This window comes from Neobacillus sp. PS3-34 (assembly GCF_030915465.1).
GTDB lineage: Bacteria > Bacillota > Bacilli > Bacillales > Cytobacillaceae > Neobacillus_A.
Genome location: NZ_CP133267.1, coordinates 2,555,439 through 2,572,959 on the forward strand (window position 1 = coordinate 2,555,439; position 17,521 = coordinate 2,572,959).

Here is a 17,521-nt window from a genome sequence, read left to right on the forward strand (position 1 = left end):
GATCGGCTCCAAAGTTCATACTGTCCAATAGAAAGTCTTTATTGGACAAAACGGCCGGGTACAAAGTTCATTCTGTCCAATAGAAATGCTTTATTGGATAAAACGATTCCCATTCATGGCTTCTTTTGTCAAGGCTGTTTTCTAAAAGATTGTTGTTTTGTAAATAGGTTTTAAAAAGAAGTTGATTGGAACGGAAGGTGCGAGACTCCTGCGGGAGCAGCGGGACAGGTGAGACCCCACAGTCGCTGTGCGCCGAGGAGGCTCACCGCCCGCCCCGCGGAAAGCGAGCATCCTGAAGTGGAAATCAACCACTCCTTAAATAGCAACAAAGTATACGAATACAAACAAAAATGAAAATGAGCTGACACCAATAGATGTCAGCTCAAAATCTTACTTCTTCTTTTTTCTTTTCATTTTCATGAGAACTTCATAAACAATCGGAACAATTAGCAGTGTAAGCAGGGTAGAGCTTGTTAGTCCGCCGATAACTGTTACACCTAAGCCTTTCGAGATTAAGCCGCTTCCCTCCATGCCGATAGCAAGCGGGATAAGGGCCAATCGTTGCAATGGCTGTCATGAGGATCGGACGAAGGCGTGTTCCAGCTGCTTCAAGAATGGCTTCTCTTGTAGGTAATCCGTCATTTTCTTTATGAATGACACGGTCAATTAATACAATGGCATTCGTTACGACAATACCAATTAACATCAAAGCGCCAATCATGGCCGATACACTTAAGGTCTCACCTGAAATTAATAATCCCAGCAGGCCGCCTATAATGGTAAAAGGTAATGAGAAGAGAATCGCTAAAGGAGCTAATCCGCCTCCAAATGTAATAACGAGAACTAAATAAACAATCGCAATCGCTGCAAGTATGGCTAAGCCGAGCTGTGTAAACGATTTTTTAATATCCTCTGTTACCCCGCCAATCGATACATCCACATTTGATGGAAGTGTTAGTTTATCTACTTTCTTTTGAACCGCGGCAGATACCTTTGATACATCTTTTGTTTTAATTTCTGCACTTATACTCGCATAAATACGACCGTCACGTCTGGTAATCGTATCAGAAGTATGGCCCTTTTTAATCTCAATGACATCCTTAATAGGGACCTCCATACCAAGCGGTGATTTGATCGTTTTATTCGTGAAATCTTGAATATCTTTATACTGATCTTTTTTAACTTCTAAATAGACATTCATTTCTTTGCCGTCATTTTTAATCGTTGTCAATACTTGACGCCCGCCATTTCCAGCTAGCCCCATCCCGATTTGAGCTGCGGTTAGGCCTAACTGGCTAAGCTTTTCCTGATTGGCAATTAATGAGTACTCTTCATACGTATCAGAAATACTTGTTTTCACATTTTTGAGTGATTCGTTTTTCTTAAAAATGCTGGAGATTTTATTCACAACTGGCTCAATTTCATCCATGTTGTCTCCATATACCTTGAAGGAAAGGGCGTTGGATGAACCCATACCAGAGAAATCCTGGCTTGCCCATTCACCTTTATCATGTCGTTGTTTTAAATCTTTAAAAACATTTTCGGTTTCTTTAGCGAAATTTTTGGTATCTGAATCGTAGATAACGAAAAACATCGCCGAATTAGTTTGACCGGGATTCATAGGATTCTCGGCACCGACAGAAAATTGAATCGTTTTTACCCCTGCTCTGTCCTCAAAAAACGTTTCAGCTTCTGTTGCAATCCTTGTTACATCATCTAATGTTTGACCTGGTGCTGGCTTGTATGTAGCCACGACCATTTTCTGCTCATCTGATGGTAGGAAACTTACCCCAATAACCGGAACAAGGAACAGACTTCCGATTAACAATAAGATGGCCAGACCAAACGTAATGAGCTTATGGTTTAAGGACCAATTAAGAATTTTTTTATAACCCGAAGCTAATTTTCCTGGACGATTCTCATCATGCACATGCTTCAATGAAACGCCTTTATTAAATAAGGAATGGGCCATCATCGGAACGATGGTAATCGCTACTAAAAGAGAAGCGAGTAGAGCAAATACAATCGTTAACGCAAAGGGCATGAACATTTCCCCTACTGGACCCTTCACTAACCCTAATGGAAGGAAAACAGCGATGGTGACAATAGTAGAAGACATAATTGGCATGAACATTTCTCTCGTTGCCTCTACAATGAGTTCCTTCCCGCTTAGTTTTTCATTCTTTAAAGACATTCGTCTAAAGATATTTTCAATTACCACGATGGAATCATCAATGACCCGCCCGATGGCGACCGTCATCGCTCCAAGTGTCATCATATTAAGGGTGATATCCATTTGCTTTAAAAGCAAAATCGCAATTAATAAGGATAGTGGAATCGAAATGACGGAAATAAGCGTCGTACGGAAATTTCTTAAGAATAGCAAAATGATAATCATCGCAAAAATCGCACCAAAAATTGCTTTATTCAGCATCGTTGAGACAGATTTTTCGATTGGTTTCCCTTGGTCAAAGATAGGAGTAGCTTTTAAACCTTTATGTTGTTTTTCAAGTTTACTTATTTTTTCTTTTACTGCATTAACAACATCCACGGTATTGGCATTCTGTGCACTAACAACTTGGACGCCGATAGACTCTTGGCCATTTGTTCGCGAAATCGATTCCGCTTTTCCAACTACTTCTATAGAAGCAATATCTTTTAGTTGTACAGAAGGAAGCGTTGCAGGAATCTTAGCCTGTTGTCCCTGATTCATTTGGCTTTGGGCGCCTGTCATCCCCTGTGGTTGCCCTTGAGGAACCTGGCCGCCTGTCATTCCGGGATTTGTCTGGCCGCCTGGAATTCCTTGCTGCTGTCCCTGGCCTGCTGCCGGGATAACGGGGATTTTTAATGCTTTTAGGTCAGCAATGGTCGAAATATTCCCATTGAGGACAACTGATTTTTGCGTATCTTTAAACGTGTATAAGCCCAATGGCATCGTAACGTTTGACGCCTTAATGACATTCTTAACGGTTTCTTCGTTTAATCCATATTGCTTTAATTTATTTTCGTCAAACTTCAATTGAACTTCTTTTATTTCTTGGCCTGCAATTTGTACAGAGGATACACCCTCGATGCCCTCGAGTTCTGGAACAATATCCTTTTCTGCCGTCTTAGTTAATTCATCGAGAGACTGGTTTTTATTTGTAATGCTTAATGAAAGGACTGGAAAGGCGGAAAAATTGATCCGAGAAACCTTTGGATCCTGCACTCCATCAGGAAGTTCAAGATTACTTAATGCTTCCTTTACTTCATTTTGAGCTTTTTCCATGTCTTTATCGAAATCATACTCGATTTGGATGGATGAAGCATTTTGGAAGGAAGAAGAGCTGACGGATGATACACCATCTAAGCTTTCAACCCGTTTCTCAATGGATTCAGTCACTTTTTCTGCAACCTGTTGAGGTGTTGCGCCTGGATAAACGGTTAAAACGGAAACAATCGGTGTACTAATATTAGGAATCGTTTCTAGCTTCATATTCATTCCAGAATACAATCCCGCAACGGTAATAATAATCGTTAACAGCCATACAGCAAATTTGTTTTTCAATGAAAACTGAATGATTTTCTTCATACTTCTCTCCCTATGATGAATTGTTGACAATGTCGTTTATTTTAAATAGTATTGACTTATTGGTCATAATAATTACAATCTTACTGACCGGTGAGTCAGAAGTCAAGATTATTACAGTATGGGAGAGGACTATTATGCCGGAAAAAGAACAACTCATAATAGAATCGGGTTTGAAGCTATTTGCCCATAAAGGCTTTTCCTCTACATCTATCCAAGAAATTGCGACAGAGAGCGGGATTTCTAAAGGAGCATTCTATTTACACTTTAAATCCAAAGATGATTTATTACTGGCGATACTGAAAAATATCTTTGATACAATCCATTCAAGTACTTCTTTTTTGGAAAAACAAGATTTGTCACCAAGGGAAATGTTCATCAAGCAATTATCGGCTTTTTTCGGGACCTTTATTGGGCATAAAGAGTTTTTAATCATGCTGTCTAAAGAACAAGCGATCCCAAGAAATGACGAAATTAAAGAACTCCTTTTTAAAAAACACTTTGAAAATCATCTATTCTTTCGAAAAGAATTAGTGTCCATTTATGGAGAGAAAATAGAGCCCTATTCCATCGATTTAGCCATGATGCTTGAAGGCTTATTCCACTCCTATTTGCGATTATGGATGTTCGAGCCTCTTGATATCGATATTGAGGAACTGGCAAAATTCATTATGCGAAGAATGGATAGCATCGTTAAAGACATTTCTTCCGAAAGCGCCTTCTTAACAGATCAGAAGCTTGGAAACATAATAGAGAAAACAAAGGACCTTTTTGAAAATACAAGTATAAGCAGCATTGTGCAAAAAATGAGAAGCGAAATCGATCAGCTGGAAAACAAAGAAGCCCTGGAAATATCGCTTGAAGTCTTAGAAGAGGAAATTAATAAGCAGAATCCACGTATCCCAGTGATAAAAGGAATGCTGTCTAATTTCAAGGATATTAAATCCTTGGAGACGTACACGGGGAAAATCGCTGCTTATTATGGGTTCCTTATTTGAGTAACCAGTGATATTTAAAATAAGCGGAGATTTTCCGGTTAGACTGCAGAATAGAGCTCGATTCGGGGAATATAAGCGGAGGTTTTCCGATTAAGCTACGCAAAATTAGCCATTTTCACGTTTTTTGAGTCAATAGTCGGAATCTCTCCGTCTATTTAAGCTATTTTCAGTGCTATTTCCTAATTAAGAGGAATTTCTCCGCTTATTTACCAAACTCACTTTAGCGTCTAATCTGGTGCTTTAGTAAAAAAAGAAAATTTTAAAAAAAGGATCAGAGATATTTGCATCTCTAAGCCTTTTTGAATGTGAAGTTTATGTGATTTGCTATTTGATTTGGTCTGCGATTTACCGTTTTGTACCTTACAAATAAACCAGTTACCCACTAACTAGTGGGCTTTTTTGTGTCGATTTATTTTTAAAAGCCGGCATTTCGATTGTGGTAAAATAATGGTAATTGGATTCACTTGTGATTTATTTTAATAGGAAGAGGACTCACGATATGACGCTGCATTTAACAGAACTAATCGTATTAACTTTAATCGTACATTTAATTGATACATTGGCTTATTCTGTTCGGCTTAACTCTGTGAAAAGCGGGAAATTTGCGCTATCAATCTCGTTATTTAATATTTTTGTTTTAGTATCAAGGACGGCAAATATGTTCCAGGCTCCGTTAATTGGCGGGCTTATTGGAATCAGTATCTTAAAGCATCATGATCCGTTGTCAGACATTAGACTTGTTATTTTAGCTGCAACAATAGGGACTCTGATTGGAATTGTGTTCATTCCTACCTTTTTAAAATTATTTTCAAAAGCTGTAGATAAGCTTGAAGTTAAAGGGTCAGTTCCTTCTATTGTAGTAGAAGCTTTGAGTGTTAATAATATGAAGAGAATCGTTAAAAGTACAACCAGACCACGAAAAAGAATGGTGTCACGGTTAAGGTTTCGAGAAATACCGAAACGATTCTTAATTCTAAATACGATGATTACGGCCATTTATACAATCGGAGTAGTGTCAGCTTATTATGCTGCCTTTTTTGTGGACGATAAATATAGATTGGCTGCTTCCGCGTCCTCCGGAATGATTAACGGCGTAGCGACAATACTATTAACTCTGTTGGTTGATCCACAATCTGCGATCATAACCGATCAAGCCATGAGAAGTAAGCGGCCGTATGGAGACGTTAAAGCTCTTGTCATCATGTTAATAGGAACAAAACTACTAGGAACGCTTATAGGCCAACTTCTCATTTACCCAGCAGCACAAATCATCGCTAGCTTCTACCATTAGTGCCGTAATCGTTCTAAACCCTTTGTTGAAAGCTGCCGCAAATGGCAGCTTTTTTTTGATGAACTTCCTTTTAAAGTGTTTGCTAGAAATCCTTCTCATTTATTTGAATATAGAAGCAAAGTATGTAAATTCTTTAGAATTAATTTAGTATTTTTTACCAAATGAAGATGGCATATAGGATATACTGTGGTTAACTATTCATGAAAATAATTTTATAAAGGTGGGTTTCGATGAGAAATATTCAAAAATGTATGTTGTTTTGCTTATTAACGATGTTCCTAGTTTCTTGTACAAAATTTGAAGCTAATGCTCAAAATAAAGAATTTCTGAATGCAAAAGACATACAATTCACTCTGATCGGGAAATCCGAAAAAACTAATCGTTTCCGGACAGATTTCCAACAGCGCGAGTGGGGTCATTCAAATTGAGGACCATATTTGGAATGAATATTTATCAAAGGCACTTACGTATGATAAAAAAACAAAAATAAATGAAGCCACTTCATCTTCTTTTGATATGGTGATTCAAACGAAGGAAAAGAGTTTGAAAGTGAAAATTTGGTTTGTTGATAACCATGTTTATTTCAGTGATTTCCCCCAAAAAGAACTATACCAATTGTCTCAAGCAGATGGGGAATATTTTAAAATGGTAATGAGATCGATTGAGAAAAAGATGCCTAAATAATATTGACTCCTAGTTCGCTTTTGCAAAATTGCTACCATTTAACGTTATTTCCAACCTCGATCCTTTAGAAGGAAAGGAAGATGGTACGATGTTCATTGTATTTTTATTTATCTGTTTTGTATTAGTAGGTTTTACTTGGAGCTATAAAAAATCGGGTAATGAAAGGCCTTTTCTAAGCTTGAAAAAAATGATTCACCAACAGATCAACTGGAAATTGGCGATTATTCGGACTTGGATAATATAAAACATCAGCATCATATAAGCCACCACACAAATAGTCATTCGGATCATAGTCATGGTCATTCCAGTGATATTAGCCATTCACACACTCACTCCAGTGATTTTTCCCATTCCTCCGATCATTCGGGTTCCTTTGACTAGATGACTTTCAAGGTAAAAGTTTATTGATTCACCGTTTAATATGAAACACCATTAGAGCAATTTAACGGATAAAGCAAGAGACTTGATTGATAGGATATACTCATCCTCACCATTATCAGATGTTACTGCATTTCGTGTTATAGGAGAGAGGCATTGAAAAACAAACTCATAATTTCGATAGGATTAATATTGGTAGCTACCATGATATTTCTATATTTTTCATCTGCACAAAAGATATCTGAACCAAATACCGTACTAAATGAAACGGAAGTAATTGAAAATGTAAGAATACTTCTAAAAGATCAGATGAAAATTAGTAGAGTCGAGTTTTTTCAAAATGGCGTGCATCCTGATTTAACTGTTAAAAATTCCAATACAAATACTATTCCTAAGGGGAAAGTAGTTTTAATTGAGGGGAAAATACCAGAACAGACTAATCATCCGATTAATGTTGAGGCTGCAGTAAAGGTTTTTAATTTTCTAAGAGAAAGAAAGTTGCCGTTTGAGGTAGTAGGTATTGATGTTGGAGTTCAAAGAACAGGTGGTTTTGATAGAAATTGGCATATAATGCTTACTAGTGCAGAATTCAATGAACTGTCAAAGAAGTATAAGAATAGTGACAACGTAGAGAAGAAGATAGTTGGAGAATGGATAATGACACATCATTATGAAAAATGGTACAAGCAATGAATGGTTTCAATCTCTACCTCGTTATATCAAGGATTCATTGAGTTTTTCTATGTGCGAAAGTTGAATATCCAATTTTAAACGCTCAAGGGAAGTAAGAATGGAATTGCATACGGTCCATTATAAATACTAACCTTCAGCGATCAAACATAGGGCAATTTTTTAATCGCTAAAGGTCAAGGAGGGGTTACACAAATGAATTTTACTACATTAGTGGCGTTATTAAAGAGTAAAGGTGTAAAGTTTACAACTGGATTAAATGATGAAGAGATCTTAGACATAGAAAATTATTATGATCTTAAATTCCCTCCTGATTTAAAAGCGTTTTTAAAATTTTCTCTTCCGATATCAGGTAATTTTGTTAATTGGCGTGATAAAAGTAATAGCAATATTGAATACATAGAGGAACGTTTAAAATGGCCTTTAGAAGGAATAATTTTTGATATTGAAAATAACGGTTTTTGGATGGACGGCTGGGGAGAAAAACCACTATCCACAGTAGAGGCAGTCAGGGTTGCGACACAGGAATATAATAAAGCTCCAAAATTAATTCCGGTTTATTCACACAGATGTATACCTTCTGTTCCTAATGAAAGTGGAAACCCAGTTTTATCTGTACACCAAACAGATATCATTATTTATGGCGATAATTTAATTACATATTTAATGGTCGAATTTAACCTTAAGCATTTTAATAATATAAATTTTGATAACATAAAAGAAATTCCTTTTTGGAGTTATTGGTGGTCGGACAGTTGATAATGTATCAACCAATTCGTTGTATTCATTTTTTGCAACTAAGGAGTTGGCAAGTTAAAAAAGAATCAGATTTTTTTAAGGGTGAGATAGGTGAAATGTTCACAATGTGAAGGATTTAATGAAAAAATAACGATAAAAGAACCATACCAATACTTTAATCTAGTCGATCAATTAAAAGAGATATTAATTCAGGGAAACCTTGTAATAATAAACGGAAATTGTGATTTTCAGGATGTTAAATCAGGTAAAGCTTTACCAAATGACTTCATTTACCACACATTCAAATGTGGAAGGTGCAATAGAAAATACCAACTTGCAATTGAAACTTATCATGGGGCTGGTGGTAAGTGGGACATATTGTGATATATTGTAACCTTTATCCTTTTGATGGAAAGGTAGATGGATAGATTAATAGTTAATCAAACTGGTAAGAGGTATAAAGGATTTAGATGTAATATATTCGAATTTTTAAATCAAAATAAAGAATTAAATATCATATAGAGGTGTATCCATTGAGCAACTTTTTATTATTAGACTAACAAAGAACTGAAAGGGAGGGAGGACCTTTGTTACCAAAAGATATGTACAAATTGATGTTAAAAGAGTATATAAAACCAATTTTTAAGGAAAAGGGATATAAGAAAAAGGGAAATGTATTTGTTAAAGAAACGGATGATATTGTTTATATTATTTATTTCTTACCTGATAGATGGAACACAATAGATGAGTATGGTTTTACCATTGATTTAAGAGTTTGTTCTAAGGAAGTCTTAAAAGCTATTGGAGAACCTTTACCTAACAATTGGTTTGCTTATAACTATATAACACCATTAATTGAAAGCGGTCTTGGTTACCTTAGACCTTTCCCACTTAAATCCGATTATGGCATTGGAGAAAATACCGATATAAATGAATTGGCAAGAGAAGTGATTAGTGATTTAAATGAAATTATTTTTCCTTATGTAGAAAAATTAAATTCATACGATACAATCATTAAAGAATTGAATTTTCTTGGTTTGTATAAAGCTAGCATGACACATAAAATAACACTTTATTTTCTATTGAATAACAGGGAAATGGCACAAAAAGAGTTATTAAGTTGTTTATCTGTTAAAAATGATAACCCTTATTACAGACCTAAAATATTAAAAATTGCTAATAGATTAGGGCTTGATATTCCAATTGAACAAGAGTAGCTAGAGAGCCTTCTCATATTAAGGTTCTTTTTTGTATATTTTATGATTGAAAAATTAATTCCCTTAAGAAGCTAAAGGTTAGTTGAACAAGATATTCTTAGTGAACTATTCATAATTATGACAATTACCTACTACTAATTTATCATAAAAATTATATTATCAGAAAATTATGTCATATTACAAAAAGGAGTTTTTAACATGAGTTTAATTACCCGTAAAGATGTGCCGCTTGAAGAGACATGGGATCTAACACATATTTTTGCTTCTGATGAAGAATGGGAAATGTCCTACATTCAAGTTGATCAGGATTTGAATGAGATTCTTCATGGCACAGTTCACTTAGATAGTGGAAAAAGTATTCTTGAATTACTTCATAGATACGACCGCTTAATGGAAAAATTCAGTCGAACATCTAGTTACGCTTTCTACAAATATTCGGAAGATGGCACAGACTCTGATAATCAAAAGATGAAGGGACGTTCGCAGACTCTAGCGAAAAAAACCTATAATATCAGTACAATGATAGTCAATCGTTTTCTACAATTACCTAAAGGGGTATTGAAAAAGTACATGGAAGAGGAGAAGGTGCGCAAACCTATCATCGATTTATGGAAAAAATTGAGGCGATTCGCGATCATTCATTAAGCCCAGAGATGGAAGATTTATTGGCTTCTTTAAGCCAAACGCTAAATACACCTAATTCCATCTATTTAACTATTACTGCCTCTGACTTAAAATTTGAACCGGTTAAAGATATAAATGGAAAAGAGGTTCCTGTTTCTCTTTTCATGTATATGACTCAAATTGAAACATCACCTGATACAGAGCTGCGAAGAAATGCGTATCAGTCCCTATCAAATGGTTTGAAGAAATATCAACATGGCTTAGCCCAAACTTTATCCAGTGAAATACATAACAATGTATCGATTGCAAAACTGCGTAACTATCCAACGACGATGGATTATTTGCTTCAATATGATTCCCCGGCAAACAATCACTTTTATGCAGGGGATGGCGTTTCTCCACAATATTTTGAAGATGTATTAGATACGTTTCAGCAAGAACTTTCACCCCATATGCAAAGATATGCACGACTAAGAAAACGCCAGCTTGGTTTAGATGAACTGCTTTTCTCAGATGTTAAAGCACCATTAGACCCTGATTTTGATCCGCCTATTAGTTATAAGGAAGCAGGAGAAATCATTGTTGAAGCTGTTGGGCCACTAGGTTCTGAATATCAGGAATTAATGAGAAAGGTGTTTAAGGAAAGATGGGTATATAGAGGCGATAATGTGGGACGAAGAATGATCGCCTTCGGCGGAGGCGTTCATGGTGTCCATGGATATTCATTTTACCCATGGGGTGGAAATCTATTTGATGTGCTTCTCCTCGGACACGAGCTTGGGCACGCGATCCATTACACGCTTTCTGCTCAAAATCAACGATTCATAAACAATGGGCAATCATTATTATTTGTCGAGGCACCGTCTACATTAATCGAACATTTAATTGTACAATACTTGCGGGAAAATAGGGATGATCCTCGATTACACCGCTGGTTAAATATGTATTCGATGATGAGCTACCATCATAATTGTGTGACGCATATTTTAGAGGCTGAATTGTTAAGAAGACTATACAAAATGGCCGATCAGAAGATTCCTTTAACGACAACCGTTATTAGTAACACAAAAGGAACTATTTTATCAGAATTCTGGGGAGACACCGTCGTAATTGATGAAGGGGCAAAGCTAACATGGATGCGGCAGCCTCATTATTATATGGGCCTTTATCCTTTTACCTATTCAATTGGTACATCAGCATCCACTGTAATCGCTAAACGAATCCAAAAGGAAGGATTATCAGTGGGTGAACAATGGACAGATGTGCTGAAGCGTGGAGGAACCATGAATGGCTTCGACTTATTTAAGATGGCAGGACTCGATATGTCAACAACAGACGTCATAAAACAAGCAATCGCTCATGTCGGAAACATTGTTGATGAGTTGGAAAATAGTTTTTAATTGGTCAGAGCCATGGGGATGGTTCTTGTACTATTAAATTTCTTTTTCTACTTCAACAACCATGAAAATAAAGATAAGTAATTAAATGACTATCACCTTGTCCTGTCTGAATAAGCCCTGCATTCGGACAATCGGAGTTACTAATCGGCTTGTCGTGTCCGAATAAGCCCTGCATTCGGACAATCGGAATTACTTATCGGCTTTGTCCTGTCTGAATAAGCCCTGCATTCGGACAATCGGAGTTACTAATCGGCTTGTCGTGTCCGAATAAGCCCTGCATTCGGACAATCGGAATTACTTATCGGCTTTGTCCTGTCTGAATAAGCCCTGCATTCGGACAATCGGAGTTACTAATCGGCTTGTCGTGTCCGAATAAGCCTTGCATTCGGACAATCGGAATTACTTATCGGCTTTGTCCTGTCTGAATAAGCCCTGCATTCGGACAATCGGAGTTACTAATCGGCTTGTCGTGTCCGAATAAGCCTTGCATTCGGACAATCGGAGTTACTTATCAGCTTGTCGTGTCCGAATAAGCCTCGCATTCGGACAATCGGAGACAATTATCGGCTTGTCGTGTCCGAATAACCCCTTCATTCGGACAATCGGAGACAATTATCGGCTTGTCGTGTCCGAATAAGCCTTGCATTCGGACAATCGGAGTTACTAATCGGCTTGTCCTGTCCGAATAAGTCCTGCATTCGGACAATCGGAGTTACTTATCGGCTTTGTCCTGTCTGAATAAGCCCTGCATTCGGACAATCGGAGTTACTAATTGGCTTGTCGTGTCCGAATAACCCCTGCATTCGCACAATCGGAGTCAATTATGGGCTTGTCCTGTCTGAATAAGCCCTGCATTCGGACAATCGGAGTTACTAATCGGTGTGTTCTGTCCGAATAAGCCTAGCATTCGGACAATCGGAGTTACTAATCGGCTTGTCCTGTCCGAATAAGTCTCGCATTCGGACAATCGGAGGTACATTTCGGCTTTGTCTGTCCGAATAAGCATTGCATTTACTAGGTGAATTTCCTTTGTGAAATGCTGTGTGTTTTTGCACCTCTGAAGTGAATCCGTAACGAGTTAATTAGGTAATCTATATTAATGTGAGGTCAAAATATGCCAACTCCTAAACATATTGTTTCAGCCGCAACTATCGTACTTAATGAGCAAAAAGAAATTTTATTGATTAAAGGTCCTCAAAGAGGATGGGAAATGCCTGGTGGACAGGTTGAAGAAGGAGAATCTTTGAAGGACGCTGCAATTAGGGAAACAAAAGAAGAAAGTGGTATCGAAATTGAAGTTATAAAATTTTGTGGAATTTATCAAAATGTAAGTGGATCTATATGTAACACATTGTTTTTGGGAAAACCAATCGGAGGTGAGCTAACTACTTCTCCAGAGAGTTTGGAAGTAGGTTTCTTTCCAATTGAAATAGCTTTAGAAATGGTAACTTGGAAAAATTTCAGACAAAGAATTGAGTATTGTTTAAACGAAACACTTCATCCTTTTTGTATTGAATTTTAATTATAATCTATTGAGCTTTTTAGTTCACGCTTTGGACTATTGGCTCTTGGTTATCAGGATAGTTTCTATCACTATTTTAGGAAATAACAATTACACTTCTTTAACGTTTATTTGACCAAAATTGCGTAACAAGGAAACAGTTTACTTTTTCTTTAATATATCACCAATCCTTATTAATAGAGTGATGATAATAGAAAACAAAAAAATTAGGACAAAACCTATTGAAATAGCCCCTGTTCCATCATTAAATACCGAAGAAATTAAAAAAAGTAAAACAACACTACCAATCATAAATAGGATTGCAATTGAAATATATTTACCCATAAAAAACCTCCGTCTGTTATTAACAATATTTTACAGTAAACAGAAAGTTAAGGAAAGGTTATTTTGTATGTTACAGCTCGAACATAATGTGGATAAGAAAGCCAAGATAGTTGTATAAGGATTTTATTTCCAAACAAGAAGGAAAGATTATAATAAGCATTGAATTTATAGGGGGTAAGTGTTCGCTGCAACTTTATATTAGGAGGTTGTTAGGTGTGTCGAGAGAATTATGGTTGAACCTGCCGGTGCGAGAACCAGAACGGGCAAAGGCGTTTTATACGCAGCTCGGTTTCCGGTTGAATGAGCAGTATACGAGTCAAGATGGCTCTTTCAGCTTGATCGTCGGCGACAATCACGTTGTTTTGATGCTCTTCCCGGAAACGGCGTTCCGCGGTTTTACGGGGAATACGGTTGCGGATTCGCGGCAGGGTACTGAAGTGTTATTCTCTCTGGGTGCGAACTCCAGGGATGAAGTTGATGAGCTCGCCTTGAAAGCCGAACGTGCGGGTGGCACTGTATTCAGCAAGCCAGGCGAAAAGGGTGGCTGGATGTACGGCTGCGGTTTTGCTGATCTGGACGGTCATAGGTGGAACATGTTGTACATGGATATGAGCAAAATGCAAAAAGGCTGAACGCCAGACACTCCGGTGTTAAAACAAAAAAGCAAAATAAAGGTACTTAACTAGACTGGTGCTTTACTTCAATATGGAGTGAAGCCATTTTCTTATTCAAGTAAAGAGGGAGGTTAGTAGAAGAACAAAAAAAGACAACCCTTTTACAAAGGATGTCAGTATTGATCTTCGTTTGGTTTTAACCTTCTGCTTTTGAAATCAATCGCCCGCCAACCTGGGAAACGATGATTACTGAAAGTGATGGTGACTAAATCATTAGGGGGATTGTGGGCTCCTTCAAATGTCGTTACCTGAAGTGTTACATCAAAGTAGTAGCTGCCTTGTTCCAGCTTCTTGATTTGGAGAATCTTTTTGTTATAAAACTGCTTAGGTTTGCCGTAATGTTTCTCAATTTCTTTGTTAATTAAAGGAGTAAGCAAAATGTAGATCAAGTCATCACGCAACTGTACATCATTATTAGTTACGGTTTCTGCTTGGACGGGAGAATAAGAGAAAAGAGTTAAGAAGGCAATCAATATTAAAAGGCTTTTTTTCATTAGAATTCTCCATTTGAGGTTTCTCTTATTATCAGCAATTAAAGAAATTCTTATTAAGCTAATGGGTGCATTTCTTTAAGAAGGAGAAATGTCTTTTTTGTTGAATAAATCTGCAAGTAGCCTATTTAAGAAAAATCTCAATATCATTTTTTATTAAGGGATTATTCAATAGGAAGTTCAAATTCTTTAATGATACAGGAAGAAAAGTTAGTATTCATCCTGGAACTGAAGTAAGTGGTATCAAATGTGACATGAATGTAATCAATCCATTGGAAGAAAGAACATTTTATCTACCTCCTAAAACTTTCCCCTGGGTGAAAATGTGGGATTATAGTGAAAAACGAGGTTTAAGTATTTTGGTTTCAGCTCAAAAAGATGACACCGAGGGATGAGTTTAACTGCTGCTTATTAAACCATCGGGTGTTTCAATCCAGGAGGATTCGTGAAGCTTCTAATATTCCTTCTTAACTGGTTCATCAGAGAGGTTCTTAAGCAGGTTATTACCGAGAAGTAAGGTTAGTAGTACTTTATAATATCTGTTAGGTAGATAATATATTGAACAAGAATTGAATTAATCATGCTTATAGCTTGCCTCCTTTTTAGGTTATGTTTTTGTTTTTCGTAAACTCAAAATACACGATTCTTAAGGGGGTGGTAAGTTATATAAATATAAAGTTAGTAAAATCAAAGGGCTGCTGTCTTAGATATATGAAAAATTTTGCAGTACCACACAACGACAAGGAGTTGAAGTTATGAAATTTCTGCTCACATCTGCAGGCATCAATAACAAAAGCATACACGACGCGCTGGTTGACATGCTGGACAAGCCAATCGCCGACTCCAACACCCTGTGCATCCCCACCGCGATGTACGGACACCCCTGGGTCGGCCCGGCGTCAAAACCTGGCAGTTCATCAGCGGGAATTCCGAGAATCCCATGGTCGACCTGGGTTGGAAGTCCGTCGGCGTGCTGGAGCTCACAGCGCTGCCAAGCATCGACGAAGACCGCTGGGTGCCGCTGGTCCGGGAGACGGACGTCCTGCTGGTGTCGGGCGGCGACGCTCTCTACCTGTGCCACTGGATGCGGCAATCCGGATTGGCGGACCTCTTGCCGTCGCTGCACGCAGTCTATGTGGGAATGAGTGCTGGGAGCATGGTGATGGCACCTAACATTGGTGAATACTTCGTTGGCTGGACTCCACCAGGGGGTGGCGATGAAACGCTGGGGCTGGTTGATTTTTCAATCTTTCCGCACGTGGATCACGAGATGCTGCCGAAAAACACCATGGCTGACGCAAAGAGATGGGCTGCAGAGATGCAGGGTCCGGCTTATGCGATTGACGATCAAACGGCCATCAAAGTGATCGACGGAGAGGTCGAAGTTGTATCCGAAGGGCATTGGAAACTGTTTTCGCCCTGATTCTCCGCCGCTAAACATATCAAAATTACCAATGCCTCTTTTGGCTCTTAAATAACTACGGTGAACCGTATCACAAGTGAATGAGGTTTTTTTATCTGTAAGGGAGTAAAAGCCAAAAATAACAAGTTATTTATAAAAACTTGTATGTTTTTGGCTTGTTTAGATTCTTTCTTAAGGTAGATATGCTTATCATTAGTTCAACAAGATAGTAATATCCTCTGATTCTTTTAATATATTTTGACAAAAATATTAATCCCAAAAATAGGCAAAATGATAAATATTTTATTTGTTGGATTTCCGAAGGTAAGCAGGTTCATCTACTATAATATTTGAGTTAATCTATTCGAAAGAAAGACTGTCCCAAAAGGACAGCCTCATAACAACTCTATTTCTTTACCGTTACCTTTACAGGGACAATTTCATTGCCACTTTTATTCTTCACAATAACAGTTAATATGACTTTTACTTTTTGCTTAGGAATTTTCACACTGAACTTTCCATCTTTTTCGGTTGTTGCTGTACCAATTTCTTTGCTGCCATCTTTCACAATAACAGTCGAGCCAGCCTAGTGTCGGCTCAGTAGGTGGTGGTGTTACCACAGACGGATGTGTCTTACTACCAACCTGACTTTTTACTAGTTCTTGGGCTGCTGCCGGACTATATTGTCCACCAAAAACAGATAGAATCGGCATTGTCGGTTTTAATTTCATAGAATCTCCTAAACTTGTAATTGGTTTAAAACAGCTCTTAGTCTATAAAGCAGGATAAGTATTAAAATTATAAATAGTCCTTAATGTGGTAATAGTAAGATACCACTACGTTTATTGGAAGATGAACGGATGAAAATTCTAAAAATTATTATCTAAGGACAAACGTAACTTCGCTCATTGAGTATAAAAGCAAATTTTAGTGATGGCCGTCTGATTCATGGGAAGTAGTGTATCTTCGAAAGTTAGGATTTATAAATTTTATTTTTCAATTCCACCAAGAACTTACAGTTGACTTATTGAACTGTATATATTAAATTTACAGTACGCTTCTGCTGGGAAGGAATTGAATAGAAAATGAACAGTGATTTTGTAATTGCTTCGCATAGTTTGGTTTTATTAGCTAACCTGCCTGGCCATATGGCAAATAGTGAAACAATTGCGGAAAATGTTTGTACTAATCCAGCTAGAGTTCGGAAGGTCATGAGTACCTTGCGAAAAAATGGTTATGTAAAGACAAAAGAAGGTATCGGCGGAGGGTATATTTTGAGCTGTGATCCTGAAAAAACAACTTTGTCTCAAATATATTTGACGATTTCTTCTGGCTCACTCAAACCTCACTGGTGTACTGGTGATCCTGAACAAGCTTGTGTAATTTCTTCCAATACCCAGGGTGTTATGGACCAAATTTTTAATGAAGCAGAGCTGCATCTTCAATCATATTTAAATCAAATAACGATAAGCGGTGTCCTCGCGAGAATTAAAAATCTCGAAGAGAACCTGTAAAACCAT

General features: G+C 37.4%; 13 protein-coding genes and 3 pseudogenes. 12 read left to right on the forward strand and 4 right to left on the reverse strand.

All coding sequences use genetic code 11. The features are described from left to right. Positions 1 to 390: 390 nt before the first annotated feature. Positions 391 to 3,571, reverse strand: a pseudogene (locus RCG23_RS13245) (efflux RND transporter permease subunit). Positions 3,572 to 3,705: 134 nt separating this feature from the next. Here RCG23_RS13245 and RCG23_RS13250 point away from each other — a divergent pair. The 9 genes from RCG23_RS13250 (at position 3,706) to RCG23_RS13290 (ending at position 13,110) form a co-directional block, all read left to right on the forward strand. Further along, complete coding sequence (locus RCG23_RS13250) at positions 3,706 to 4,566, forward strand: TetR/AcrR family transcriptional regulator (protein ID WP_308176067.1); 861 nt, start codon at positions 3,706 to 3,708, stop codon at positions 4,564 to 4,566. A gap of 499 nt (positions 4,567 to 5,065) precedes the next feature. Then, complete coding sequence (locus tag RCG23_RS13255) at positions 5,066 to 5,857, forward strand: lipid II flippase Amj family protein (RefSeq protein WP_308176068.1); 792 nt, start codon at positions 5,066 to 5,068, stop codon at positions 5,855 to 5,857. Positions 5,858 to 7,075: 1,218 nt separating this feature from the next. Beyond that, the gene (locus RCG23_RS13260; RefSeq protein WP_308176069.1) at positions 7,076 to 7,612 is read left to right on the forward strand and encodes a hypothetical protein; all 537 of its coding nucleotides are present in this window, start codon (positions 7,076 to 7,078) and stop codon (positions 7,610 to 7,612) included. A 192-nt stretch (positions 7,613 to 7,804) separates the two neighbouring features. Further along, on the forward strand, positions 7,805 to 8,368 hold the full coding sequence (locus RCG23_RS13265) for an SMI1/KNR4 family protein (protein ID WP_308176070.1): 564 nt from the start codon (positions 7,805 to 7,807) through the stop codon (positions 8,366 to 8,368). Positions 8,369 to 8,458: 90 nt separating this feature from the next. After that, a complete protein-coding gene (locus RCG23_RS13270; protein ID WP_308176071.1) occupies positions 8,459 to 8,731 on the forward strand; it encodes a hypothetical protein in 273 nt (90 codons plus the stop codon). 203 nt (positions 8,732 to 8,934) lie between these two features. Continuing rightward, on the forward strand, positions 8,935 to 9,564 hold the full coding sequence (locus RCG23_RS13275; RefSeq protein ID WP_308176072.1) for a DUF4304 domain-containing protein: 630 nt from the start codon (positions 8,935 to 8,937) through the stop codon (positions 9,562 to 9,564). Positions 9,565 to 9,762: 198 nt separating this feature from the next. Continuing rightward, the gene (locus RCG23_RS13280; RefSeq protein WP_308176073.1) at positions 9,763 to 10,209 is read left to right on the forward strand and encodes a gluzincin family metallopeptidase; all 447 of its coding nucleotides are present in this window, start codon (positions 9,763 to 9,765) and stop codon (positions 10,207 to 10,209) included. Next, entirely contained in the window at positions 10,173 to 11,588 is a 1,416-nt protein-coding gene (locus RCG23_RS13285) for a M3 family metallopeptidase (protein ID WP_308176074.1), read from the forward strand. The genes RCG23_RS13280 and RCG23_RS13285 overlap by 37 nt, the downstream gene beginning before the upstream one ends. Positions 11,589 to 12,702: 1,114 nt before the next feature. After that, a complete protein-coding gene (locus RCG23_RS13290; protein WP_308176075.1) occupies positions 12,703 to 13,110 on the forward strand; it encodes an NUDIX hydrolase in 408 nt (135 codons plus the stop codon). 141 nt (positions 13,111 to 13,251) lie between these two features. Here the strand turns inward: RCG23_RS13290 and RCG23_RS13295 are convergent, their stop codons facing one another. Next, positions 13,252 to 13,434, reverse strand: a complete 183-nt coding sequence (locus RCG23_RS13295; RefSeq protein ID WP_308176076.1) for a hypothetical protein — start codon at positions 13,432 to 13,434, stop codon at positions 13,252 to 13,254. 215 nt (positions 13,435 to 13,649) lie between these two features. On the opposite strand from RCG23_RS13295, the gene RCG23_RS13300 reads away from it, so the two are divergent. Beyond that, positions 13,650 to 14,066 carry a VOC family protein gene (locus tag RCG23_RS13300; protein WP_308176077.1) on the forward strand — a complete coding sequence of 139 codons (417 nt, stop codon included), beginning with the start codon at positions 13,650 to 13,652 and terminating at the stop codon, positions 14,064 to 14,066. Between the two features lie 155 nt (positions 14,067 to 14,221). Here RCG23_RS13300 and RCG23_RS13305 read toward each other — a convergent pair whose 3' ends face one another. Next, on the reverse strand, positions 14,222 to 14,602 hold the full coding sequence (locus RCG23_RS13305) for a DUF3888 domain-containing protein (protein ID WP_308176078.1): 381 nt from the start codon (positions 14,600 to 14,602) through the stop codon (positions 14,222 to 14,224). Between the two features lie 752 nt (positions 14,603 to 15,354). Between RCG23_RS13305 and RCG23_RS13310 the strand changes: the two are divergent. Next, a pseudogene (locus RCG23_RS13310) lies at positions 15,355 to 16,022 on the forward strand (Type 1 glutamine amidotransferase-like domain-containing protein). Positions 16,023 to 16,407: 385 nt separating this feature from the next. Here the strand turns inward: RCG23_RS13310 and RCG23_RS13315 are convergent. Beyond that, positions 16,408 to 16,575, reverse strand: a pseudogene (locus RCG23_RS13315) (Ig-like domain-containing protein); the annotation flags it as partial. 511 nt (positions 16,576 to 17,086) lie between these two features. Between RCG23_RS13315 and RCG23_RS13320 the strand changes: the two are divergent. After that, entirely contained in the window at positions 17,087 to 17,515 is a 429-nt protein-coding gene (locus RCG23_RS13320) for an RrF2 family transcriptional regulator (protein ID WP_308176079.1), read from the forward strand. Positions 17,516 to 17,521 lie beyond the last annotated feature (6 nt).

Bases quoted from the DNA above. Each gene is read 5' to 3' on its own strand.
- RCG23_RS13250 (WP_308176067.1), top strand. From the start codon at position 3,706: ATGCCGGAAAAAGAACAACTCATAATAGAATCGGGTTTGAAGCTATTT.
- RCG23_RS13255 (WP_308176068.1), top strand. From the start codon at position 5,066: ATGACGCTGCATTTAACAGAACTAATCGTATTAACTTTAATCGTACAT.
- RCG23_RS13265 (WP_308176070.1), top strand. From the start codon at position 7,805: ATGAATTTTACTACATTAGTGGCGTTATTAAAGAGTAAAGGTGTAAAG.
- RCG23_RS13280 (WP_308176073.1), top strand. From the start codon at position 9,763: ATGAGTTTAATTACCCGTAAAGATGTGCCGCTTGAAGAGACATGGGAT.
- RCG23_RS13285 (WP_308176074.1), top strand. From the start codon at position 10,173: ATGGAAAAAATTGAGGCGATTCGCGATCATTCATTAAGCCCAGAGATG.
- RCG23_RS13290 (WP_308176075.1), top strand. From the start codon at position 12,703: ATGCCAACTCCTAAACATATTGTTTCAGCCGCAACTATCGTACTTAAT.
- RCG23_RS13295 (WP_308176076.1), bottom strand. From the start codon at position 13,434: ATGGGTAAATATATTTCAATTGCAATCCTATTTATGATTGGTAGTGTT.
- RCG23_RS13305 (WP_308176078.1), bottom strand. From the start codon at position 14,602: ATGAAAAAAAGCCTTTTAATATTGATTGCCTTCTTAACTCTTTTCTCT.
- RCG23_RS13320 (WP_308176079.1), top strand. From the start codon at position 17,087: ATGAACAGTGATTTTGTAATTGCTTCGCATAGTTTGGTTTTATTAGCT.